Below are 23,741 nucleotides of genomic sequence, written 5' to 3'. Positions count from 1 at the left end.
GGCAAGCAGACGGAGCCTGCCTTTCGAACTTATACCTGCACTCTGGCGGGCCGACGCGAAATCAAGAAATGCGATCCATTCGAAAGTTTTTCTTTATTCTGCAATTCGAACCAGGACACCGGGATTCATCGTGCCCTGCGGGTCGAACGCGCCCTTCAGCCGCGCCATGAGTTCCCGCTCCACAGAACTGCGATTCCGCTCGGCCATGGCGATCTTGGCGCGCCCAAGCCCATGTTCCGCCGCGAAGCTGCCCCCCATCTCGGTAGCGAGCGCAGCCAGCGCCTCGGCAAATTGTCCCGCCTTGCCGTCGAAATCGGCGCGGCCTTCCGGCGGCGACAGATTGTAGTGGATGTTGCCGTCGCCGAGATGCCCGAACGGGTTGATCCGCACGCCGGGCAGGATGTCGTCGCAAATCCCGGCGCCGGTCTCGATGAAGCGGGCGATGGTGCCCGGCGGCACCGAGATGTCGTGCTTCAACTGTTCGCCTTCCAGCCGCTGCCCCTCGGGTTGTTCCTCGCGCAGCCGCCAGAATTGCGCCCGCTGCGCGCCCGAATTGGCCAGCGCGCCATCCACGACCAGACCTTCCTCCATACCCCATTCCAGTGCCGAATCGAGGATCTCGTCCAGCGGAACGCGCGCCGAACCTGACGCCAGTTCGACGAGCAGGTAGACGTCGCCTCGTGTTTCCAGCTGGTAGGCGAGATCAGGCAGATTTTTGAGCGCCAGCGTCAGGCCGACATCGGAGAAGAATTCGAGCCCGGCAAGGAACTCGCCGGCCTCGCCGCGCAGATAGGTGCCGAAGGAACCGGCCGCGGCGAAGTCGGACATTACCAGAAGCGCGCTCGCCTGTTGTTTTGGGGTGGGATAGAGCCTGAGGACAGCGCGCGTGACGATGCCGAGCGTGCCTTCGGCCCCGCAGAACAGCTTGCGCAGCTGATAGCCGGCATTGTCCTTCTGCACCGCGCGAAGGCCGTCCCACATCGCGCCGTCCGGGGTCACGATTTCGAGGCCGAGCACAAGGTCCTGCATCATGCCATAGCGAAACGCCTGGCTGCCGCCGGCATTGGTGCCGATCAGGCCGCCGATCCTGGCGCTGCCTTCGGCGCCGAGATGCATCGGGAACATCAGGCCATGCGGCTCCAGCACGTCGTGCAACGCGGCGAGCACAACGCCCGCGTCAACCGCTATCGACCCGCTCTCCGGATCCGGTTCGCCTATTGCCGTCATGCGCGAAAGCGAGACGATCACCGCGCTCGCCCGATCGGCGACGGCGCCGCCGCATAGGCCGGTGTTTCCGCCTTGCGGAATCACGGCCAAGCCCGCCATCCGGCATGCCTTGACGACTGCCGCAACTTCGGCCGTGTTTGCGGGCCTGGCAACGCCCAAAGGCGCGACGCCATAGCGGTTCAGCCAGTCGCGCTGATAAGGCTTGGCGTCGGTGCCCGAAAGCCAGCCTTTCGGTCCGAGAATCTCGCGCAAAGCGGTCACGGGGTCGGTCATTGCGATACCTGCGATGTGTGGCACGCCGCGTATAGACAGCAGCGGCGCCTGGCTCAATGACCCAGCACCTGCGACAGGAATTGCCGGGTGCGCTCGTTCCGGCAAGAGGTGAAGAACTGCTCCGGCGGCGCCTCCTCGACGATTTCGCCGCTGTCCATGAAAATGACGCGGTCGGCGACGCGGCGCGCGAAGCCCATCTCGTGCGTGACACAGATCATCGTCATGCCGTCCGAAGCAAGGGTCACCATGACGTCCAGCACTTCGGCGATCATTTCCGGGTCGAGCGCCGACGTCGGCTCGTCGAACAGCATGAGCTGCGGCTGCATGCAAAGCGCGCGCGCAATCGCCACCCGCTGCTGCTGGCCGCCGGAGAGCTGTCCGGGAAACTTCGTCGCCTGCTCGGGAATGCGGACCTTCTCCAGATAGCGCCGGGCGGTCGCCTCGGCCTCGGCGCGCGGTCGCTTGCGCACGATCATCGGTGCGATCATGCAGTTCTCCAGCACGGTCATGTGCGGGAACAGGTTGAAGTGCTGGAACACCATGCCGACTTCGCGCCTGATCCCGTCAATGTTGCCGACATCGTCGTTGAGCTCGGTGCCGAGCACGGTGATGCGCCCGCCATTGTGCTGCTCGAGCCGATTGATGCAGCGGATCATGGTCGACTTGCCGGAGCCCGAGGGGCCGCAGACGACGATCTTTTCTCCGCGCTTCACGGAAAGGTTTATGTTCCGCAGCGCGTGGAAAGAGCCGTAGTATTTGTCCAGGTTCTCGATATGAACCGCGGCGCCGGATGACTGCGTCGAAATCACTTTGCGCGCCTCCCTACCGTTCGCCGACCGACATGCGGCGCTCGAGGTAAGCACCGTAGCGGGACAGGCTGAAGACGAAGACGAAATAGATCAACGCAATGAAGGCATAGACCTCGACATAGGCGAAGCGCCATTCGCCGGTGCCGTAGGCGGCATTGCCGGAGGCGAGGATCTCGAAGAAACCGACGATAACCACCAGCGAGGTTTCCTTGAACGAGATGACGAACTGGTTGATCGTCGCCGGCAGCGCGTTGCGCATGGCCTGCGGCAGGAGGATGCGGCCGATGCGCTGCCAGTAGCTCATGCCGAGCGCCATGGCGGCTTCCTCCTGGCCCTTCGGAACGCCCTGTATGCCGCCGCGCACGATCTCGGCCTGATAGGCCGAGAAGAACAGGGCCGAGCCGAGAATGACCCTATACAGCTTGTCGCCTGCCATCCATTGCGGCAGCGCGAAGGGCAGCACGACGGCAAAGGTGAAGAGAATAGAGATCAGCGGCAGCGAGCGCACTCCGTCGATGATCAGGCCCGTGGTCCTGGATATCCAGGGCAGCTCCGAGCGGCGCAAGAGAGCCAGGCAGATCGCCAGCGGAAAGCCGATCAGGCAGGTGGTGACGAAGATGAAAAGGGTGAGCGCCAGCCCGCCCCAGGCTTCCTCGCCGACATAGGGGAGGCCGAGCACGCCGCCTTTCATCAGCACATAGTAGAGCGCCGCTCCGACGCCCCAGACGATCGCGATGCGGCTGCCGGTCCAAAAGGCCGGGATGCAGCTCAGCACTGTCATGACCACGACGGCCACACAGGCCAAGGCCGAGCGCCATTGCTCCTCGAAGGGATAGAGGCCGAAAAGGATGATGCGCCATCTGGCGGCAATGACCGACCAGCAGGCTCCTGCCGCCGCCTGGCAGGCCTCGGGCCCGCCGCTGGTGGTGAACACCGCTGAGAACACCGCCCAGTTCAGCAGCTTCCAGAAAACGAAAGTCATGATCGCCAGCGATATCAGCGACAGCAGCGCCTGCAGCGGCGTGGCGAAGAAACGGCGCCTCACGTCTTCGAGCTTGCCAGGGGCAGGGGGAGCGACAATTACCATCTCCATCACTCACCCCCTCAACTGATTGCCCTTGAGGGCAATGGTTTTGTTGATGCGGTTGAACACGGCGGCCAGGCTGAGATTGATCGCCAGGAAGCCCGCCATCAGGATACCGATCGCCTCCAGCGTCTGGCCGGAGTGGTTGATGGTCAGCGCCACGATCATGAAGAAGTCGGTGAAGCCCACCGCAATGCCCATGGTCGTCGCCTTCATCAGCCAGACATACTGGTTCGCGAGGATCGGCAGCATGGCACGCAGCGCCAGCGGCAGCCGCACCAGCGTGAACACGCGCCAGGGGCTCAGCCCCAGCGAAAGTGCGGCCTCCATCTGGCCCTTCCCGACGGCCTTGAAGCCGCCACGCACGATTTCGGCGATATAGGAGCCGCCATAGATGGCGATGGCGATGGCCAAAGCGGAAAATTCGGGAGGGATGCGCAGGCCACCCTTGAGATTGAGACCTTGCAGGGCAGGGAAGTCGAGCAGCGGCAGGTCCGGCAGGCGGCCCAGCGCAAGGACAATGACTGCGCTGGCCAGTGCCGTCGCGGCCGCGGTCAGTTGAATGCCGAGCCGCTCGCCGGGCGGTTGGCTGAGGCGCGTGGTCCGGCCCAGCCAAACCGGCAGCGCGATCGCCGCGATTACGGCAAGGAAAGCTGCCGCAAACGCGACGCCGCCGACATTGGGGACCGGCACATAGAGGCCGCGGCTGGTCAGCAGAATGCCGAAGGCCTCGTGCGCGGCGCGTGGCGTCGGCAGATGCGTGATGACGGCGTACCAGAAGAAGACCTGGAGGATCAGCGGGATGTTGCGGAAAATGTCGACATAAGTGCGGCCAAGCAGCCGCGCCAGCTCGTTCGAGGAGGTCCGCGCCAGGCCGACGATGGTGCCGACGATCGTCGCCAGGATCAGCCCGGTGCATCCCAGGAATAGCGTGTTGATGACGCCGATGAGGACGAACCACCAGTAGGGGTCGTTGGCGGTGGCGGGCAGCAGCGAGAAGTTGACATCCCAGCCCGTCGACTTGAACAGGAAGTCAAAGCCGGAGGTGATGCCTTGCTGCGCCAGGTTCCGCCGGGCGATCATCACGCAGGCAAGGATCATCGCGGCAATCGAGCCGACATAAAGAACCTGTAAAAGCGTATTGCGGACCCTCTGATTTCTTAGCAGGCTGACCATCATGGTCTTCCCCGAATTGTCGCCGGCTCCGCCTGGCGGTGCCAGGCGGAGCTCAGAGCGAGCTGCGTTGAGAGGCGGAGTCAGTCGATCACCAGCGGGAACAGGACGCCGCCATTGTTCCAGAGGTTGGTCAGCTCGCGATCCATCTTGTAGGGCGACTCCTTGCCGAGATCGCGATCGAAGATCTCGCCGTAGTTGCCAACCTTCTTGATCACGTTGTAAGCCCAGTCGTCAGGAAGTCCGAGACCCTTGCCCATGCCTGGCGCGGCACCCAGGAACTTGGCAACTGCCGGCGACGTGGGCTTGGCCTTGATCTCATCGACATTTTTGGACGTGATGCCTTCCTGCTCGGCGAAGAGCAGGGCGGAGAGCGTCCAGTTGGCGACGTCGACCCAGTTGTCGTCGCCTTGCCGCACGATCATGACCTCGGGTTCGACGGCGAGCACGTCGGGCAGGATCACGTGGTCGTCGACCTTACCCTTGGCGACACGCGCGATTGCGAGAACTGGCCCCCACTGGGCATACATGTCGCAGCGCCCCGAAAAGTATGCTTGCTCGAGCTCTTCCGTCTTTTCGATGACGACAGGCTCCAGCTTGATCCCGACCTTCTGCGCATAGGCCGCGACCTGCTGCTCGATGGTCGTCCCCGCGGGGATGCAGATCGAGCCGCCATCGGCGTCCTTGAGCGACTTCAGATTGAGCTCCTTATGCGCCATCACCTTGGTCGTTCCGAGGTAATAGGACATCGAGAATTGCAGGCCGAGCTCGGTATCTCGGCTGAGCGTGCCGCCCGACGCCTTGATGATGATGTCGACGTCCCCCGACTGCAGCGACGGCCAGCGCTGCGCCCAGCTGATCGGGACGATCTTCAGCTTGGCCGGGTCGCCGAACACGGCGGTCGCCACCGCCTTGCAGAGGTCGATGTCCATGCCCTTCCAGTTGCCCTTGTCGTCTACCTCGGCGAAGCCGAGATAGGAGCCGTCATGGCCCGTGCAGTTGAGCACGCCGCGCGCCTTCACGGTTTCCAGCGTCTTGCCGCCCGCCGCCTCGGCCGGCGCCGCAAAATGAACCAGGCCAAGGGCCATGGCTGCGGCCCCCCATTTCGTCATTTTCATGTTTGTTGTCTCCACTGTTGAGGTTCACTTGTTCTTGTTGTTGGAGGCCCGAAACACGCGCTTCGGCCCTCGGTCGCGAAGCCGCTCCTAATCGGAGAGCGGTGTCGGTTTCGGCAGAGAAAGCTTGAGGTCGCTGCCCCAATCCTGCTGGACGAGCCAGCGATGCAGGGCGGCCACCGCCTTCACGCGCAGATGCCCGCGCGGCATGACGAGGTAGAAGCCGGGGACTTCTTCCGGCTTCATGTCCGAGAGGGCGTCACGGCCAAGTGGCGCGACCAGAGCGCCCGACCTGAAGTCCTCCTCGGCATCGATGACGGAAACCAGGCCGACACCGATGCCTTGGAGCGTCGCACGGCGCATGGTGGCGGCGTCATCGAACCCGATGCTGCGGTCGCCCTCAGCCAGTTCCACTCCGAGGTGCCGCAATATGTCGGGCCACAGCCGCTTCGACTTGACGGTGTCGAGCAGCGTGAACCGCGTCAGGTCCTGCGCCGACTTGATCTTCTCGCCGATCGCCGGGGTACAGCAGATGATCTTCGGGTCCGGCACCAGCAGCGTGGTCTCGTAGTCCGGCCAGTTGCCATAGCCCCACTGCACCGTCATATCGATGTCGTCACGCCCAAAATCGGGCAGGTCGACCATCGTCGTCAGGCGCAGATCAGCGCCCGGCAGGATCTCGCGGAACAATGAAAGCCTGGGCAGCAGATAGTGCGTTGCGAAGTAGGGGCTCGCATTAAGATTGATGCGGTCCCGGTAGTTCGATTTGGTGACGCGGCGAACGCCTTCGGAAAATTCGTCGAAGCCGGCTTTGACATAGTGCGAGAGCAGGATCGCCGACTCAGTCAGTTCGATCGAGCGCCCCTTGCGCTCGAACAGCGTCACCTGCAGCGTGTCTTCCAGGAGCTTGATCTGCTGACCGACGGCTTGCGGCGTCACCAGGAGCTCGTCGGCGGCCTGCCGGAAGCTCTTGTGCTGTGCGACGGCGTGGAAGACGCGAAGCGCATTGAGCGAAGGAAGGCGAAGCTTGCCGGTCATCGTGAGGTCCGCCTCCTTTCGTTCGAGACTCCGTTGATCATGCACTGCTGGATTTCAGACGCCGCCGGCTTATGAAAACCGATTCAGGCGTAGATGTAACCGCCTGACACGATTACGTTTTCACCGGTCATATAGGTGTTCTTCGGGCCGCCGGTCATGAGCACCCACTCGGCGATCTCGGTCGGCTCGGCGCCGCGGCCGAGCGGGCTTGCCTTGGCCAATTCCTCGAGAAAGCCGAGCGCCTTGGCCTTCTCGGTGGCCATGCCGGCGGGCGCGACGGAATTCACCAAAATCCCGTCCTTGGCGACGTGATGGGCAAAGGAGCGCGTGAGGCTGACGACGGCGGCCTTGGTCGCCGCATAATGGGCGTTCTGCGGATGCGCCTTGAAGGCGTCGACGGAAGTGAGGTTTACGATCCTTCCGCGCACATGGGCTTTCGGCTCTTGCGACTGCATGTGGCGAACGGCCGCCACCATCATGTGGTACGTGCCCTTGATGTTGATGCCGTTGGAGGCGTCCCACTCGGCGTCGGTGATCTCGAGGAGCGGACGCCGAGGATAGATCGCGGCGCAATTGATCAGCGTGTCGACGCGCCCGAACTTCGCGACAATGGCGTCGAAGGCGGCGTGACACTGCGGTCCGAGCTGGATGTCGCAAGCTGCCGCAGCCGTCGGCAGGCCCCGGGCCTTCGCCGCTTCGAGCGCGCTCTCGGCGGCTTCCTGGTTGATGTCGATGATGCCGATCTTTGCCGCCTCGGCCTCCACAGCCATGCGGGCGAGGAGGGCGCCAAGGCCGGCGCCGCCACCGACGATCAGAACGGAAAGGTCCTTCATTCCAGTTTTCCTTACTTGGTGCCGCTGGGCGAGGTCGGCCAGGTCGGCATGATGTCGAAACGGGTAACGTCGGCCCATGCGGGGAGCGCCAGCACAGCGACGACCATCCTGCCCACGTCGTCCGGCTGCACTACTTTTCCGGCGTACATCGCCGCCCGGGCGTCGGCGTCGAGGATGTCATTGTAGAGCTGCGTCTCGACCCGACCGGCGACGATCTCGGTGACGCGTATGCCGGACGGCGAGAGGTCGGCGCGCAAGGCAGCGGCAAAGCCGGAGATCGCCGCCTTGGTGGCCGAATAGACGGCGATGTTGGAATAGGCCGCGTGGCCGGCGGTGGAGCCGGTGAACAAGATGTGGCCTGACTGGCGCTCCCGCATCTGCGGCGCGACGAGGCGGGTGAGCAGGATCGCCGCGCTGAGGTTCACCTCCAACGTGGTGTCGATGTCTGCGATCGTCATGTCGGCGAAATTGCCGAGCGGCGGCATGATGCCGGCGTTGTTGATCAGCACATCGATGGTGAGATCGGCCAGGACCGATTCCAAAGCCTCGCGGTCGGTAACGTCAACGGCGATCGGCAGGATGCCAGGACGCACGGCCTGCAGTTCTTTCAGCGCCGCCTGGCTCCGACCGACCGCATAGACGTCGTAGCCGGCGTCGCTCAACGCGATGGTGATGGCTCGCCCAATGCCGCTCGTCGCACCTGTGATGAAGGCTGTCGTCACGTGGGCTTCCCCTATTGCCTGATCTTAGTCTGCGGCCTCGACCGGTGCCGCGAAACCAAGAAAAGCAGCAAAAAGGAAAGATAAACTTTCGAGAGCCTTTCCGGCAGCTCAAACGTTCCACGCTGCCTGCGCGGCCTCCAACGCTGCGAACCAAAGGAAAACAATCCCGTCGGCGCGCGGGAGAGGGTTTCCGGTCGCCGGTGGAACAAAAACACGGCTTTCGCAACGCGCGGCAAGTCGCATTCGGTGCTCACGCGAAGGATCGAACCCGTCCCGGCCTTAACCGGCCGTTGGCGCAGGCCTTTTCATTTTGGTGAAGAGCGAGGCTGCGGCGGCCTTTTGCTCCGCGTCGGTCGCCTCGACTCCGGAAGCCCGCGCGAGGGCGCGAACGCGCCCGAGGCTGTTGTGCAGATGCTTGCGCATGGCCTGGCGGGCCTTGCCGCCATCCTGTCTTTCGATGGCATGGACGATGGCTTTGTGCTCGCTGTGGATGCGCGCGTAATAGCTGTCCTTCAGGGCCGGCTCGACGACGTAGCCGAGTTGGAAGCGCGGCACGATCATCGGCCCGAGATAGGCCAGGAAGCCATGGATGAATTCGTTGCGCGCGGCCTTGGCGATCGCGAGGTGGAAATCGTAGTCGTAGTGGATCTGGACCGCTGCCGGGTCGGCCTGCTGCGCGTCGATGTCATCCATCATGGCACGGATGGCGCTCGCCTCCTTGTCGGTGCGGCGTTCGGCGCAGAGCCCGGCGGATTCGACTTCGACGCTCAACCTGAGTTCGAGCAAGGCGATGGTTTCCGGCAAGGTTCTCAGCGCCTCGTCCGGGATCGAGAAATTGCGCGGCACGGGTGTTTCGCTGACGAACATGCCGCGACCCTGCTGCGGCACCACCATGCCCTCGGAGCGCAGCCGCGCCACGGCTTCGCGCACGACGGTGCGGCTGACATCGTATTCGGCGCAAAGCTCCGCCTCGGTCGGCAGTTGCGCGCCCGGCTGCAACTCACCGGAGCGGATTTTTTCGGCCAGGCTCTCCGCCACGACGGTGGAAAGCGGCTTGCGCTTCGTCATGCAGGCCTTCCGTTCAAGTCCAGACTAGGGCCGTTCAAGTTCAGATTCGGGATGATGCCCGAACCGGCGAGACCATTCAAACCGCCGCGGTGACGATCAGTTCGACCAGCATGCCGGGCTTGGCCATCCGCCCCTCGCCGGAAGAGCGTGCCGGCGCATGCTCTTTCGGCATCCAGGCGTCCCAGACCGCATTGACCTCGTCGAAATCCCGCACGTCGTCCAGCCACATCTGGACGTGGAGGATGCGGGTCTTGTCGGTGCCGGCCTTGGCGAGCAGGACATCGATCTTGGCGAGCACCTCGCGCATCTGGTCGGCCGCCGGTTGGCCCGGCTTGGCAACCTGGCCGGTCAGGTAGAGCGTGCCGTTGTGGATGACGCCATGATGGATGCGGGTGTCGAAGTCGAAGCGTTGGATATCGCCCACTGGATCTTCCTCGTCAGATTGCCGGCGTCTGCCGGATGGGGTTGCCCTGCAGGTACTGCGCGTACGGCGCCTGGACGAGCCAGCCCGCATCGACGGGCAGCGTGACGCCGGTGATCGAGGCGGCACGGTCGGAGCAGAGGAACAGCGCCGCCTCAGCGACATCGCGCGGCTCGACGAAGCGGCGCAGCGCGGTGGTGGCCTGAATCGCTTCCGGGTTGCGTTCGCCCTTGGCGATCCTGGCCTTCAGCCCGTCGGAGAGGGTATAGCCCGGCGCTACGGCGTTCACACGGACTCCATGCGGGCCGAGTTCGGCAGCCAGGATCTGGGTGAGCGCCAGCACTGCATGCTTTCCGGGCGTGTAAGCCGGAAGCGACAGCGGCGCGAAGGAGGCGAGCGAGCCGACATTGAGGATCGCGCCGCGCCCGGCGGCCGACATCAGCCGGCCGAACAGCTGGCAGCCAAGCAGCGTGCCGCGATAGTTGATCCGCCACATCTGCTCGTCTTCGGTGAGGTCCTGGTCGAGCACATGCTTGCCGCTCTGCAGGATGCCGGCGCAGTTGACCACGACATGAGGGGTGCCGAACGCATTGCTGACGTCTTGCGCCAGCGCCTCGACGGAAGCGGGATCGCCGACATCGGTCTGGACAAACGCGGCGCGTGGGGCGCCGGCGCTCTCGCAGGCCTCGGCGGCTTCCTTGCCGCGGCTCGCGTCCCGGCCTGCGACGACCACCTGGTAGCCTTCCTCGGCGAAGCGCTCCGCAATAGCGCGGCCGATCCCGGACGTGCCGCCGATGACGACCGCGGTCGAAGCCTCAGCCATTGTGGCGCTCCTTTCGCTCGATGTCGAAGAATGCGGCCATGGCCTCGACCTGGAAGTCCATCATCGGGCGTCCGGGCTGGATGCGGCAGCCGATCTCTTTCGCCGCCTTGAGCAGGGCCGTTTCGGCCGGCTCCATGATGATGTCGACCACGGTCATCTCCGGCGTCAGCTTGTTCACATCCATCGGCAGCGGATCGCCGGCCTTCAGCCCGGAGGGCGTCGCGTTGATCGCCATGTCCATTCCGGACGGATCGGGTTCGCCGACCTCGATGCGGCAATCGGGGAACGACCTGCTGACCAGCGAAGCGAGCTTTTGCGCGCGTTCCCTGTCGATGTCGGCGAGGCGGATCTCCGTCGCGCCTTCCTCGGCGAGGCAGTAGGTCAGCGATGCGCCCGCACCGCCTGCGCCGACCTGGAGGATGCGCCGGCCGACGATCCGGTGTCCGCCGGCCTTCAAGCCGTCGATGAAGCCGACGCCGTCGAAATTGTCGGCATACCAGGTGCCGTCCGCCTGCCGGCGCACGGAATTCGCGCTCTGCACGCGCGCGGCGCGATCGTGGGCGGCGGCGCATTTGTGGTAGACCGGGACCTTATAGGGCACCGAGATGATGACGCCGCGGATGTTCTCCGCCGCCGTGATGCCGGCCCAGAAAGTATCGAAATCTTCCGGACGGCAGCTCAGCGGCACCATCAGACTGTCGAGCCCCTTCTGCTCGAAGATCTCGTTGAAGATGCCAGGGCTTTTCGCGTGGCCCACGGGATGGGCCAGCATGACGAAGACATCGGCCTTGCCGGTTCCGCGCATCGGTTATTCCTTTCCGTTTGACAGTTCATGATCGCTCAGGACCTCGAGAGCCCGGACGAGCGACGAGTGGTCTGCTTCCGCGCCGCCCGGGCGGGCCGCACAGGCATTCATCAGTTGCTGCGCCAGCGCCGTGCTCGGCAGGGCGGCTCCAAGCGCGCGGGCGCTTTCGAGCGCGAGGTTGAGATCCTTCTGGTGCAAGCGGATGCGGAAGCCCGGCGCGAAGGTGCGGGCGATCATGCGCTCGCCATGCACTTCGAGCACGCGGGACGAGGCGAAGCCGCCCATCAGCGCGCTTCGGACCTTCGCCGGATCGCAGCCCGCTTTGCTGGCAAAAACAAGCGCTTCGGCAACGGCTTCTATGTTGAGCGCGACGATGATCTGGTTGGCTATCTTGCAGGTCTGGCCGGCGCCGTTCTTCTCGCCGATCAGGGTGATATTCTTGCCGAGCTTTTCGAAGATGGGCAGCGCGCGCTCGAATTCGGCAGCCGGCCCGCCGACCATGATGGTGAGACTCGCCGCTTTTGCGCCGACCTCGCCGCCGGAGACCGGTGCGTCGAGGAAGCCGCCTCCCGCTTCCCTGAACTTCGCCGCGAATTGCGCGGTGGCGATCGGGCTGATCGAGCTCATGTCGATGACCAGCTTGCCGGCTGAAATCCCTTCGAGCACGCCACCCGGCCCGAGCAGGACGCGCTCCACGTCGGGCGTATCGGGCAGCATGGTGATGATGATTTCGCAAACCCGCGCCACTTCCGCCGGGGAAGCCAGCACCGACGCTTTCAGATCGGCAGGCAGAGGAGAGCGATTGAGCACCGTGACGATCTCGTGCCCGGCATCGGCAAGATGCCGCGCCATGGGCGCGCCCATGACGCCAAGTCCGATGAAACCGATTTTCATGCGCAACTCCCGTGCTCGCCAGAGCGTCTTGCAGCTCAATCGAGGCGTATGATATAAGACATCATACAAATTTCAATGCCTCTTCCACTGGAGACCGATCGCAAATGCAAGAGCGCGTCAATTCGCTGAAGGCGGCCGTTAAGGCCGGCCGGCCTCATATCGGCATCTGGTGCTCGCTGGCTTCAGCGCTGACCACAGAAGTGGTGGCTGGTTCCGGAGCGGGCTGGCTGCTGATCGACGGCGAGCACAGCCCCAACGATCTGAGCAGCATCATGGCGCAGCTTCAGGTCGCGGCGGCATTTCCGTGCGAGGCGGTGGTGCGCCTGCCGTCCGACGATCCCAACCTGATGAAGCAGGCCCTGGATGTCGGTGCCCGCAGCCTGATGATTCCGAATGTGCGCACGCCGGACCAGGCGCGCGCAATCGTCGCGGCGATGACCTATGCTCCGGGCGGCTTCCGCGGCTTCTCGGTCGGCCATCGCGCCAACGCCTTCGGCCGTATCGCCGGGTATCATGCGAAAGCGCGCGAGCAGCAGCTGTTGGCCGTGCAGATCGAGGACGCGGCCGGCGTCGCCAATGCGGCTGAGATCGCAGCGGTGGAAGGCGTGGACGTTCTGTTTGTCGGGCCCGGCGATCTTTCCACGAATATGGGTGCGATGGGCAATCCCGGAGCTGCGCATGTGCAGGAAGCGATCGCTTCCGTGAGCAAGGCCTCGGCCGCGGCAGGCAAGGCGAGCGGGATTTTGGCTCCCGTGAAGGCCGACGCCGACCGTTATCTCGCCGACGGCTTCACCATGGTTGCCGTCGGTTCCGACCTCGGCCTGCTGGCGCGGGGCTCGGACGCCCTGATTGCGTCCTTCAACCTCTAGACTCGGGAGACGGCCGTGGCGATCCCCCCTTACAAAGCACCCTCGCGCTACGCCTACGACATCGTCATCGTCGGCGGTGCCGTCATCGGCTCGTCGACGGCATATTGGCTGAGCCAAGCGCTGGGCAGCGGCGCCTCGATCCTCGTGGTCGAGCGCGACTCCAGCTACGAATTCTCCTCGACGGCGCTCTCCACCAGCGCCATCCGCCAGCAATATTCCAATCCGATCAATGTGAAGATCAGCCAGTTCGGCATCGAGATCATCCGCGGTTTCCAGGAGCGGATGGCGCCCTTCTACACGAACGAGCCGGCCCCCGATCTCGGCTTCAAGGAGCACGGATATCTCTATTGCTGCTCGCCGGAAGGCGTGGAGGCGGCCAAGGAGCGGGTCGAGCTGCAGCGCAGCCTCGGCGCCCACACCGTCTTCCTCGAGCCGGGTCCGCTGAAGGAACGCTTCCCCTGGCTGAATGTCGACGACCTCGGCGGCGGTTCGTGGGGTGCGCGCGAAGAGGGCTGGTTCGATTCCATGGGCATGTTGAACGGCTTCCGCCGCGCCGCCCGCGCCTGCGGGGTCGAGTACATCGACAATGCCGTGACCGGACTGGATGTCGTCGATGGGCGGGTTGTCTCCGCTCGGCTGGCGACCGGCGAGACAGTCGCTTGCGGAACCCTGGTCAACGCCGCCGGCCCGCGAGCGCAGCAGGTCGCTGCCATGGCCGGCCTTTCCATCCCGGTAGCCCCGTACAAGCGCTACAGCTTCGTCTTCGCCAGCGCCAACCCGATCCCTGGGCGAATGCCCAACGTCATCGACCTTTCCGGCACTTTCGTGCGCCCGGAAGGCGAGCTGTTCCTCACCGGCAACACGCCGCAGGGCGACGGGCCGGCCGATTACGACGATTTCGAAATGCATTTCGAGGAGTTCGACGACTATGTCTGGCCGGCGCTGTGGCACCGCATTCCGGCCTTCGACGCGCTCAAGGTCCAGACCAGTTGGACCGGCCACTACGAATACAACATGCTCGACCACAACGGCATCGTCGGCTTTCACCCGGAGGTGAAGAACTTCATGTTCGCCAACGGCTTCTCAGGGCACGGCCTGCAGCAGTCGCCGGCGGTCGGGCGGGCGGTGTCGGAGCTGATCGTTCACGGCGCCTTCCAGACGCTGGACCTGTCACCGTTCTGTTACGAGCGCATCCCGCGCAACGAACCGTTCCTGGAAGAAGCGGTGATCTGAGCTGTTCCGGAGAATTTCACTCGGCGGCCTGAACGTGCCGGGCGTCGATGATCGCCCTTATCTCCGAGCGGCACGACCCGCAGTTGGTTCCGGCGCGCAGCGTCGAGCCGATCGCCTCCAGACTGTCGCAGCCCGCAGCGACCGCCGAAGCGAGCTGGTTGACGCCGACGTGGAAGCATGAGCACACGACCCGCCCGATGGCGGGTATTGGCGCTGGCGAACGCCCGGAAAGAAGCGCATGGCGATCGCCTGCCGACAGCGGCTGGCGCGTGGCCAGCAGCGAGATCAGCCAGTCCTGCGTCGGCAACTGGTCTGGAGCGGCGACGAGCACGGCCTCAGCCATGGCGCCGCCTTCGTCGATCGCAGCGGCGCGATAAGCGAGCCCGCGGCGGTCGGTGTATTCGAGCAGTTGATCCTGCCGTTGAACGCCGAGCAGCTTGCGCGCCAGAAGAATGCCCTGGTCCGGCGGCTCGGTCCCCGTCAGTTCGTAGACCCAGCCGCCTTCGACCGCGTAGCGGCTCCAGTGGACGAAACCGGTCGGCCTGAGGTCGCGCCGCGTGATGAGCACGCCGGCCCATCCAGTGTTTTCGCGCACGATGTTGACTGGGACATGCTTCAGTTCCGGCTGGCCGGAATGCGGGTCGGTGACAGGCGAGGACAACAGGCCGGTGGCGGCCCTGGCCGCGAACTGGCCGCTCCAATGCATGGGCATGAAGGCATGGCCGCGCCGCTGCGCGTTGGTCACACGTACTCTCGCGCGCACGAAACCGAAGCGCGTCGACAGATGGGCAAGGTCACCATCCTTGAGCTGGTGCGCGGCCGCATCCGCCGGATTGAGGTCGACCGCCGGTTCCGGCGTGTTGGCCATCAGGCGCGGCACGGTGCCGGTACGCGTCATGGTGTGCCATTGGTCGCGCAACCGGCCCGTGTTCAGCGCAAGCGGATAGTCCGCATCGACTGTAAACGCCGTCGCCTCCTGCCGCACCGGCACGAAACGCGCACGGCCGTCCGGTGTCGGGAAACGACCGTCCGCAAACAATCTCGTCTGGTACTCGCGCGATTCTGGTGCCGGCCAGTGGCGCGGCGCGAAGCCGGCATAGCCCGCATCGCTGAGGTCCATCAGGCCGCCCAGATCGAACAAGCGCCCCCCATTGTTCTCGAAAGCCGAGAGCGCGGCATGCTCGCGGAAGATTTCGGCCGGCGTCTGGTAGGCAAAAGCATCGCCGAAGCCCATGCGCGCGGCGACCTCGCAGATGATGCGCCAATCGGCTTTCACTTCGCCCGGCGACGGCACGAATGGCCGCTGACGCGAGAGGCGCCGTTCCGAATTTGTGACCGTGCCGTCCTTCTCGCCCCAGGCAGCGGCGGGCAGCAGCACGTCGGCATAGCGCGTGGTGTCGGTGCGGGTCACATCCGAAACCGCGACGAAATCGCATTTGGACAGGGCGGCGCGCACGCGCGACGCGTCCGGCATGCTCACCGCGGGATTAGTGCCCATGATCCACAGCGCCTTGATGCGGCCGTCGGCAACCGCCTGGAACATGTCCACGGCCTTCAGCCCGCCGCGTCGCGCGATTCCGGGCGCCTTCCAGAAGCGGGAGACCCGCTCGACAGCGGCCTGATCCGCGAAGTCCATGTGCGCGGCAAGCTGGTTGGCGAGGCCCCCCACCTCGCGGCCGCCCATGGCGTTCGGCTGGCCCGTGACCGAGAACGGTCCCATGCCTGGCTTGCCAATGCGGCCGGTGGCGAGGTGGCAGTTGAGGATGGCGTTGACCTTGTCGGTTCCATGTGCCGACTGGTTGACGCCCTGGCTGTAGACGGTGACCGTCCGTTCGATGCCGGCGAAGATCTCATAAAAGGCCTGGACATCCGTGGCCACCAGCCCGCAGCCTTTTGCGACGCGCGCGACCGACGGCGCATCGGCACCGGCCAGCGCGGCAGCGGCTTCGAAGCCCGATGTGCTGGTGCGGATGAAATCCGCGTCGATCTTTCCGCTCTGGACGAGATGCGCCAGAAGGCCGTTGAACAAGAGCACGTCCGTGCCCGGATCAAGCGCCAGGTGCAGGTCGCATTCGTCGGCCGTGGCGGTGCGGCGCGGATCGATGACGACGATCCTGGTTCCGCGTTCGCGCTGCGCCGCGAGCATGCGCTGGTAGAGCACGGGGTGGCACCATGCGGTGTTGGAGCCGGTGAGCACGATCAGATCGGCGTGCTCGAAATCCTCATAGACACCGGGAACGATGTCCTCGCCGAAAGCGCGGCGGTGGCCGGCGACGGACGACGCCATGCACAGCCGCGAATTGGTATCGATATTGCCCGAGCCGATGAAGCCTTTCATCAGCTTGTTGGCGACGTAGTAATCTTCGGTAAGCAACTGGCCGGAGACATAGAAGGCGACCGAGTCCGGCCCATGCTCGGCAATCGCGTCCGAGAATTTCGCGGCGACGAGGTCGAGCGCTTCGTCCCAACTCGTCTGCCTGCCTTGGATTTCCGGCTGAAGCAAGCGGCCATCGAGGCCGAGCGTCTCGGCAAGCGCGGCACCCTTAGAGCAAAGGCGGCCGAAATTGGCCGGGTGCTCGGGATCGCCGCGGACGGTTGCCTTGCCACCCGCGGCGATCTCGGCCACCACGCCGCACCCTACCCCACAATAGGGGCAGGTGGTCCTCACCTCGCGTGCTTCTTCCATGGCTCAGGCCGCTTTCGAGGCCAACGGTTCGAGCGCAATGAACAGCCGTTCGCCTTCGATCCTGACCGGGATCGTCCTAACCGAACCTTCGTCGGCGCCGAGCGCCTTGCCGGTCTCCAGCGAGATCACCCAATTGTGCAGCGGGCAGGTCACCGCCGCGCCATGGACGATGCCCTGGCTGAGCGGCCCGCCTTTGTGCGGGCAATGGTCTTCGATGGCGAAGACCTTGTCATCCGCGGTGCGGAAAACAGCGATCTTGCCTTGCGGGGTGGCCACGCAACGCGCGCCGCGGCGAGGGACGTCGGAAACGGAGCCGATTGCGATCCAGTTCATTGGGACACTCCCGTGTTTGCTTGATAGGCGAGCGTCCAGGATGGCGCGAACTTCTCCATCACTCGGCCGCCTCGGCGAACCCGACCGAGGCCAGCGGCCAGAACTCGTGCTTGTCCTTGCCGGAGACGCGTTCGGACCACGGGTCGACCTGCGCGAATTTCTGCGAAAAGACGAAGCGCTCGAAATAAGCGCGGCGCTTCTCCACGTCATCCAGGATCTGCTTTTTGATCTCGGCGGTACCGACGCGCTTGGCCCATTTGTAGATGCGCTCGAGGTAGCGGGCCTGCTCGCGATACATCTGGACAAGCGCCACGATCACCTCCAGCGCTTCGTCCTCGGTCTTCACCAGGCCGAGCACTTCGGTGCCCTTGATGTCGAGGCCGGCGGCGCCAGCGAAGTGGATCTCGTAGCCAGAATCGACGCAGACCACGCCGACATCCTTGCAGGTCGCTTCGGCGCAATTGCGCGGGCATCCCGAGACGGCCATCTTCACCTTGGCCGGGGTCCAGGAACCCCACATGAACTTCTCGATGCGGATGCCCAGCCCCGTCGAATCCTGGGTGCCGAAACGGCACCAGTCGGAGCCGACGCAGGTCTTCACCGTGCGCAGGCCCTTGGCATAGGCATGACCCGAGACGAAGCCGGCCTTGCCGAGATCGGCCCACACCGCCGGCAAGTCCTCCTTGCGGATGCCAAGCATGTCGATGCGCTGGCCGCCGGTCACCTTCACGGTCGGGATGCCGAACTTATCGACCACGTCGGCGATGGCGCGCAATTCGCTCGCGCTGGTGACGCCGCCCCACATGCGCGGCACGACCGAATAGGTGCCGTCCTTCTGGATATTGGCGTGCACACGCTCGTTGATGAAGCGCGACTGATAGTCGTCGGCATATTGGTCCGGCCAATCGCAGACCAGATAGTAGTTGAGCGCGGGCCGGCACTTCGCGCAGCCGCAGGAGGTCTTCCATTCGAGCTCCTGCATGATGGCCGGTATCGTTTTCAACCCCTTCGCCTTGATCAGGCGCCGCACGTCGTCATGACCGAGGCTCGTGCAGCCGCACATGGGCTGCACGGCCGCCGGATTGTAGGCCTCCCCCAGCGTGAGTTTCAGGAGTTGTTCGACGAGACCCGTGCACGAGCCGCACGAAGCCGAGGCCTTGGTGTGGGCGCGCACGTCGTCGAGCCCGGTCAGCCCTTTGCCGGTGATCGCGCCGGTGATCTTTCCCTTGCAGACGCCGTTGCAGCCGCAGATTTCCGCATCATCCGCCAGTGCCGCAACGGCCGCCAAAGGGTCCGAGGAAGCGCCTCCCTGGAATGCCTGGCCGAAGATCAGCGTGTCGCGCATCTCCGAGATGTCGGTCGCCTTCTTCTTCAAATCATTGAACCAGGCGCCGTCGGCGGTCTCGCCGAACAGCACCGTGCCGATGATGCGGTTGTCCTGCAGCACGACCCGCTTGTAGATGCCGGCCGATGCGTCGCGCAGGATGATCTCCTCGCGGTCGTCGCCGTCGGCAAAGTCGCCGAGCGAATAAAGGTCGATGCCGGTGACCTTGAGCTTGGTCGGCGTGTCGGAATGGACGAAGCGCCTGTCCTCGCCGTTCGCCAGCCCGGCTGCCGCCACTCGGGCCATCTCGTAGAGGGGCGCGACCAACCCGTAGACATGGCCGCCGACCTCGGCGCATTCGCCGAGCGCCATGATCGCCGGATCGGATGTCTGCATGCGGTCGTCGACGACGATGCCGCGATTGACTTCCAGCCCTGCGTCGTTGGCCAGCGCGATATTCGGGCGGATGCCGACCGCCATCACGACCAGCGTCGCCGGAATGATCGTGCCGTCCATGAGTTCGACGCCCTCGACCTTGCCATTGCCGACAATGGCCTTGGTGTTGGCCTTGGTGATGACCTTGATGCCGCGCGCCTCGACGGCCTTCTGCAGCAGGTAGCCGGCAGCCGGATCGAGCTGGCGCTCCATCAGTGTCGGCATGACGTGGAGGACGGTCACGTCCATGCCGCGCTCTTTAAGCCCGGCCGCCGCTTCAAGGCCGAGCAAGCCGCCGCCGATGACGATCGCCTTGGCGCGCGACTGCGCGGCAAGCAGCATGGCGTTGACGTCGTCGAGATCGCGGTAGCTGAGCACGCCCGGCAAGTCCTTGCCCGGCACCGGGATGATGAACGGCACCGAGCCGGTGGCGATGATCAGCCTGTCGTAGCCTTCGGTCACGCCGTGGTCCGAGGTGACGGTCCTCGCGTCGCGGTCGATGGCGACGATCCTGTGGCCCTTGTAGAGGGTGATGCCGTGCTTGATGTACCAGCCGTCGCCATGGATGACGATTTCCTCGAACTCCTTCTCGCCCGAAAGCACCGGCGACAGCATGATGCGGTCGTAATTCACGCGCGGCTCGGCGTTGAAGATGGTGACGGCGTAGCGGTCGGGTGCGGCTTCCAGCAGGTGCTCGAGCATCCTGCCGGGGGCCATGCCGTTGCCGATGATGACGAGTTTCTCGCTCATGTCCGGTCAGCTCCGATCTATTCGGCGGCGTAGGTGAGGGGCGCGGGCTTTACAGCGGCCGCGCGCTCCATCCGGCGGATGGTGGCGTGCATCCAGAGAAGGCACGAGACCACGATGACGAAGAGCAGCATGAAGCAGCTCGACCAGACGCCGGTGAGGTCGTTCAGCGCGCCGAAGGCGATCGGCAGGATGAAGCCGCCGAGGCCGCCGATCATGCCCACCACCCCGCCGACCGCGCCGACGCTCTGCGGGTAGTAGACGGGGATGTGCTTGTAGACGGCGGCCTTGCCGAGGCTCATGAAGAAGCCGAGCACGCAGGCGACGGCGATGAAGGCGAGCGGGCCGATCTCGACATGGAACGGGATCGGCCCGCTGATGCCGCGCACGACGTAATCTGTCGAGGGGAGAGACAGAACGAGGGTCGCGACGGCAGATACGGCGAAGGTCCAATAGAGCACGGTACGGGCGCCGATGCGGTCGGAAAGCACGCCGCCATAAGCGCGGAAAATGCTTGCGGGGATCGAATAGGCGGCCCCGATCATGCCGGCGGTGGCGAGGCCGAAGCCATAGACGCCGATCAGATAGCGCGGCAGCCAGAGCGACAACGCCACGAACGCACCGAAAGAAAAAAAGTAGTAGAAGGCGAAGCGCCAGACCTGCAGGTTCTTCAGCGGCGCGAATTCCTGCCAGAAGCTTCTCGCCGGCACTGTCTTACCGGCGCGGCGCTCGCGGATGACCGGATCGTCGCTGGTCGTGAACCAGAACACGCCGGCCATGACAACCAGCGCTGCGGCCCAGATCAGCGCGACCGACTGCCAGCCCCATGCAATCAGCACGAGCGGCGCCAGGAACTTGGTGACCGCGGCGCCGACATTGCCAACGCCGAAGATGCCGAGAGCCGTGCCTTGTTTGCGCGCGGGGAAGAAGCGCGAGACATAGGCGACGCCGACCGCGAAGGAGCCGCCGGCAAGCCCGACGCCGAGCGCCGCGACCAGCATCTGCTCATAGGTGTGCGCAAAGGCGAGCAGGAAGGTCGCGACCGCCGCCGCGAGCATGGTCATGGTGTAGACCAGCCTGCCGCCGTAGCGGTCGGTCCAGACGCCGAGCACCATGCGCACGAGCGAGCCGGTGAGGATCGGCGTGCCGACCAGCAGTCCGAACTCGGTCTCGTTCAGCCCGAGCTCCTGCTTTATGCGCACGCCGATGATGGAGAAGATCGTCCACACCGCGAAGCAGACGGTGAAGGCGATAGTGGAGATGAGGAGCGCCTGCCGGGAGCTACTGTCCTGGCTGGGCGCGGCTTGGAGGTTTGCGGTCATGGTCGGCTCCGTTTGCGGCGTGGAGGCACCGCGTCTTGTGTTGATCAGAGGCGCGGCATCGGTCAGCGCGGCGAGGCTGTGATCTCCGCGGTCACTTGCGGACCCTTGGCCTCTCTGTCGTGATTGGTGGGAAACAGCAGAACCGCGGCGGCGAACAGCACCGCCGTCAGGATGCTGCTCGCCAGGAAATCGCGGCGGGTGAAGTCCTTCAGGGAAGCGCCAGTTCCGATCCGTTTCGTCATCGTCGTCTCCGTTCGGCGCCGCCTGGGATCGGCGCCTTCGATTGCGTTTCGGTCCAAAACAAAAAAGCTGCCGGCCAGGCCTGTCGCGTCCGTACATCCGGGACACGCGTCGACCTGAGCGGCAGCTTTGCCTGTGGCGCCCGCCATTGGACGCCTGTTCTATTGCCCGCGAGGGGCGCGATTATCTTAAGGCACGAAGCGTGCCAGTTTTGCGTGGAAGACGGATTTCCAGGAGAATCAAAGCGGTAGGCGCTTCAGGCGCCGGCCCGGCCGAGCCGAGACACGGTCAAACGTTGATCAACGGAGCGGGCAGGGCGCACAAATTTTGTGCAATGCACAAGAATGGCGCGCAAATGATCAGTCGCGATTCTGGGCCGCGATGTAGGCATCGATCCGATCGGGATCGAAGATCTGGCCGTCGAAGAATCCGTCCGGGCCGAGCACAAGGCTCGCCCCGGCCGAGCCGACCGGCGTCGCGGTCTTCAGCGCGCCTTCCACTTTGGCGTTGGCGCCGGGCAGGGCCACGCCGAGCGGCTTCAGCGCCGAGCGGTAGAGATCGGGCCGGTAGCAGTCGCGGGCGATCGCCAGGTTTTGCGGCGTATGCGGCAATTGTCCCCAGCGCACCATCTGCGTGTAGAACCAGAGCGCATGGCTCTTCCAGGGAAAGTTCGCCGCCTTGTCGAAGGGCAGGAAGAAAGCCTCAACGCTGCGCTCCGGGCCGCCGCCGAGCTGAAGTCGCCCGGTGAGTGCCGGCATCTGGATCGCCTCCGGCTGCCCGAGGAACGCAGGCTTGGCCATCAGCGCGGCCAGCGCGCCGCGGTTCACCGGATCCTGGCACCAGCGCGCGGAGCGATGCAGCGCTCTCAGCAGCGCCGCCAGCGCTTCGGGGTTTTCCTCGGCCCAGCTTCTGCGCGCGCCGATCACCTTTTCCGGGCTGTTGCGCCACAGCAGCGCCTTGACGGTGACGATGCGGCCGGTGCCGGCGGCGACGGCGGCACTGTTCCAGGGCTCTCCGACACAATAGCCGTCGATGCGGCCGGCGGAGAGCGCATCGGCCATGAAGGGCGGCGGCACGATGACGATCTCGACATCGCGGTCGGGATCGATGCTGCAGGCGGCGAGCCAGTAGCGCAGCTCGTAATTATGCCCGGAATGCGGATGGACGACGGCGAAACGCAAAGGCTCGCGGCCGGCGGCCGCCCGCTCGCGGATGAGAGCGCCAAGCGCCGTCCCGGCGCGCGCCGGATCGAGATCGGGCGCGGCCCCGTGCGCCGACATGCCTTGCCACACCGCATTGGAGACGGTGACGCAGTTGCCGCCAAGCCCGAGCGAGAAGGGCACTATGGTCTCCGAGGCAAGCGGCGTGAGGCCGAGGCTGCAGGCGAGCGGCATCGGCCCCAGCATATGTGCCACGTCGAAATGGCCGATGGCGATGCGGTCTCGGATGTTGGCCCACGAGGTCTCGCGATGCAGCTTGAGCTCGATGCCTTCGCGGGTGGCAAAGCCCATCTCGCCGGCTGCTACAAGGACGGCGCTGTCGAAGAGCGGCATGAAGCCGGCGGTGATCTGGTGCGCGGCAGTCTTGCTCATTCGCCCTCCAGCGGGCCCAGCAATCCCGCCGCCGTCACCAGGCTCTGGGCGATGTCGGCGATCTTGCGGTTCTGGTTCATGGCGGTCTTGCGAAGAAGCGCGTAAGCGGCCTCCTCGCTCAAGCCGCGCGACTTCATCAATATGCCTTTGGCGCGATCGACGACCTTGCGGTTCTCGAGCTCGCTGCGCGCCTCCTCCAGTTCGCGCGCCATGCGCGAGAAGGCGTTGAAGCGGCTGATCGTCATGTCAAGAATCGGCTTGATGCGCTCCTTCTTCAGCCCGTCGACCACATAGGCGGACACGCCGGCTTCGACCGCCGCCTCGATCGAGGCCCGGTCGGAGCGGTCGACGAACATAGCGATCGGCCGTTTCACTGCTCGCGAAAGCTGGAACATGTTCTCCAGCATGTCGCGGTTGGGGTTTTCGAGATCGATGACGATGACATCCGGCTCGATCTCGGCGATGCGCTTGGCAATGCCGGCCACGTCATGAACAACGGTGACATGGCGATGGCCGGCGTCCCGCAATCCGGCCTCAATGATCGAGGCGCGGATGCGGTTCTCGTCGATAACAAGGATGGTCAACGAACCAGCGGACATGCGCCCTATTGTGCAGCCCGGCCGGAATTGTGCAATGCGGTAGCGTGGTCCGCGGCGACTTTCCCACGCCCAAACG

Annotated in this window: 22 protein-coding genes; 2 read left to right on the top strand and 20 right to left on the bottom strand. The window is 64.8% G+C overall.

Annotated features, from left to right (window positions below):
* Nucleotides 1-93 precede the first annotated feature (93 nt).
* The 13 genes from P9228_RS10405 to P9228_RS10345 form a co-directional block, all read right to left on the bottom strand.
* The gene (locus tag P9228_RS10405; protein ID WP_278053304.1) at nucleotides 94-1,500 is read right to left on the bottom strand and encodes an FAD-binding oxidoreductase; all 1,407 of its coding nucleotides are present in this window, start codon (nucleotides 1,498-1,500) and stop codon (nucleotides 94-96) included.
* A 53-nt stretch (nucleotides 1,501-1,553) separates the two neighbouring features.
* Complete coding sequence (locus P9228_RS10400) at nucleotides 1,554-2,309, bottom strand: amino acid ABC transporter ATP-binding protein (RefSeq protein ID WP_278053303.1); 756 nt, start codon at nucleotides 2,307-2,309, stop codon at nucleotides 1,554-1,556.
* Nucleotides 2,310-2,322: 13 nt separating this feature from the next.
* On the bottom strand, nucleotides 2,323-3,402 hold the full coding sequence (locus P9228_RS10395; RefSeq protein WP_278053302.1) for an amino acid ABC transporter permease: 1,080 nt from the start codon (nucleotides 3,400-3,402) through the stop codon (nucleotides 2,323-2,325).
* Between the two features lie 3 nt (nucleotides 3,403-3,405).
* Complete coding sequence (locus P9228_RS10390) at nucleotides 3,406-4,569, bottom strand: ABC transporter permease subunit (protein WP_278053301.1); 1,164 nt, start codon at nucleotides 4,567-4,569, stop codon at nucleotides 3,406-3,408.
* Nucleotides 4,570-4,649: 80 nt separating this feature from the next.
* Entirely contained in the window at nucleotides 4,650-5,684 is a 1,035-nt protein-coding gene (locus P9228_RS10385) for an amino acid ABC transporter substrate-binding protein (protein WP_082980382.1), read from the bottom strand.
* Nucleotides 5,685-5,771: 87 nt separating this feature from the next.
* Entirely contained in the window at nucleotides 5,772-6,719 is a 948-nt protein-coding gene (locus P9228_RS10380) for a LysR substrate-binding domain-containing protein (RefSeq protein WP_066992107.1), read from the bottom strand.
* 83 nt (nucleotides 6,720-6,802) lie between these two features.
* On the bottom strand, nucleotides 6,803-7,552 hold the full coding sequence (locus P9228_RS10375; RefSeq protein WP_278053300.1) for an SDR family oxidoreductase: 750 nt from the start codon (nucleotides 7,550-7,552) through the stop codon (nucleotides 6,803-6,805).
* 11 nt (nucleotides 7,553-7,563) lie between these two features.
* Nucleotides 7,564-8,274: an SDR family oxidoreductase gene (locus P9228_RS10370; protein ID WP_082954070.1), complete on the bottom strand. Its 711-nt coding sequence runs from the start codon at nucleotides 8,272-8,274 to the stop codon at nucleotides 7,564-7,566.
* Nucleotides 8,275-8,553: 279 nt separating this feature from the next.
* Nucleotides 8,554-9,342: a FadR/GntR family transcriptional regulator gene (locus P9228_RS10365; protein WP_067328791.1), complete on the bottom strand. Its 789-nt coding sequence runs from the start codon at nucleotides 9,340-9,342 to the stop codon at nucleotides 8,554-8,556.
* Nucleotides 9,343-9,418: 76 nt separating this feature from the next.
* Nucleotides 9,419-9,766 carry a RidA family protein gene (locus P9228_RS10360; RefSeq protein WP_067328794.1) on the bottom strand — a complete coding sequence of 116 codons (348 nt, stop codon included), beginning with the start codon at nucleotides 9,764-9,766 and terminating at the stop codon, nucleotides 9,419-9,421.
* Between the two features lie 13 nt (nucleotides 9,767-9,779).
* The gene (locus tag P9228_RS10355) at nucleotides 9,780-10,586 is read right to left on the bottom strand and encodes an SDR family oxidoreductase (protein ID WP_067328796.1); all 807 of its coding nucleotides are present in this window, start codon (nucleotides 10,584-10,586) and stop codon (nucleotides 9,780-9,782) included.
* A complete protein-coding gene (locus P9228_RS10350) occupies nucleotides 10,579-11,391 on the bottom strand; it encodes a shikimate dehydrogenase (protein WP_278053297.1) in 813 nt (270 codons plus the stop codon). Before P9228_RS10350 ends, P9228_RS10355 begins: the two co-directional genes overlap by 8 nt.
* Nucleotides 11,392-11,394: 3 nt before the next feature.
* Nucleotides 11,395-12,285, bottom strand: a complete 891-nt coding sequence (locus P9228_RS10345; protein WP_067328800.1) for a 2-hydroxy-3-oxopropionate reductase — start codon at nucleotides 12,283-12,285, stop codon at nucleotides 11,395-11,397.
* 104 nt (nucleotides 12,286-12,389) lie between these two features.
* On the opposite strand from P9228_RS10345, the gene P9228_RS10340 reads away from it, so the two are divergent.
* On the top strand, nucleotides 12,390-13,154 hold the full coding sequence (locus P9228_RS10340) for an aldolase/citrate lyase family protein (protein WP_278053296.1): 765 nt from the start codon (nucleotides 12,390-12,392) through the stop codon (nucleotides 13,152-13,154).
* A gap of 15 nt (nucleotides 13,155-13,169) precedes the next feature.
* On the top strand, nucleotides 13,170-14,387 hold the full coding sequence (locus P9228_RS10335; protein ID WP_278053295.1) for an FAD-dependent oxidoreductase: 1,218 nt from the start codon (nucleotides 13,170-13,172) through the stop codon (nucleotides 14,385-14,387).
* 16 nt (nucleotides 14,388-14,403) lie between these two features.
* Here the strand turns inward: P9228_RS10335 and P9228_RS10330 are convergent, their stop codons facing one another.
* The 7 genes from P9228_RS10330 to P9228_RS10300 all read right to left on the bottom strand — a co-directional run bounded on the left by P9228_RS10330 (nucleotide 14,404) and on the right by P9228_RS10300 (nucleotide 23,665).
* Nucleotides 14,404-17,073 carry a nitrate reductase gene (locus P9228_RS10330; RefSeq protein ID WP_278053294.1) on the bottom strand — a complete coding sequence of 890 codons (2,670 nt, stop codon included), beginning with the start codon at nucleotides 17,071-17,073 and terminating at the stop codon, nucleotides 14,404-14,406.
* A gap of 3 nt (nucleotides 17,074-17,076) precedes the next feature.
* Complete coding sequence (nirD, locus tag P9228_RS10325) at nucleotides 17,077-17,406, bottom strand: nitrite reductase small subunit NirD (protein ID WP_066992140.1); 330 nt, start codon at nucleotides 17,404-17,406, stop codon at nucleotides 17,077-17,079.
* 58 nt (nucleotides 17,407-17,464) lie between these two features.
* Nucleotides 17,465-19,915 (bottom strand): nitrite reductase large subunit NirB, encoded by a 2,451-nt coding sequence (gene nirB / locus P9228_RS10320; protein WP_278053292.1) that lies wholly within the window; start codon nucleotides 19,913-19,915, stop codon nucleotides 17,465-17,467.
* Nucleotides 19,916-19,932: 17 nt separating this feature from the next.
* Nucleotides 19,933-21,234 (bottom strand): nitrate/nitrite transporter, encoded by a 1,302-nt coding sequence (locus tag P9228_RS10315; RefSeq protein WP_278053291.1) that lies wholly within the window; start codon nucleotides 21,232-21,234, stop codon nucleotides 19,933-19,935.
* A gap of 62 nt (nucleotides 21,235-21,296) precedes the next feature.
* Complete coding sequence (locus P9228_RS10310; protein WP_095825034.1) at nucleotides 21,297-21,476, bottom strand: hypothetical protein; 180 nt, start codon at nucleotides 21,474-21,476, stop codon at nucleotides 21,297-21,299.
* A 357-nt stretch (nucleotides 21,477-21,833) separates the two neighbouring features.
* On the bottom strand, nucleotides 21,834-23,066 hold the full coding sequence (locus tag P9228_RS10305; RefSeq protein ID WP_278053290.1) for a CmpA/NrtA family ABC transporter substrate-binding protein: 1,233 nt from the start codon (nucleotides 23,064-23,066) through the stop codon (nucleotides 21,834-21,836).
* The gene (locus P9228_RS10300; protein WP_066992153.1) at nucleotides 23,063-23,665 is read right to left on the bottom strand and encodes an ANTAR domain-containing response regulator; all 603 of its coding nucleotides are present in this window, start codon (nucleotides 23,663-23,665) and stop codon (nucleotides 23,063-23,065) included. The genes P9228_RS10305 and P9228_RS10300 overlap by 4 nt, the downstream gene beginning before the upstream one ends.
* Nucleotides 23,666-23,741 lie beyond the last annotated feature (76 nt).

The sequence above is a fragment of the Mesorhizobium sp. WSM4898 genome (assembly GCF_029625845.1).
Classification (GTDB): Bacteria; Pseudomonadota; Alphaproteobacteria; order Rhizobiales; family Rhizobiaceae; genus Mesorhizobium.
This window is presented reverse-complemented; position numbering and strand designations above follow the sequence as displayed.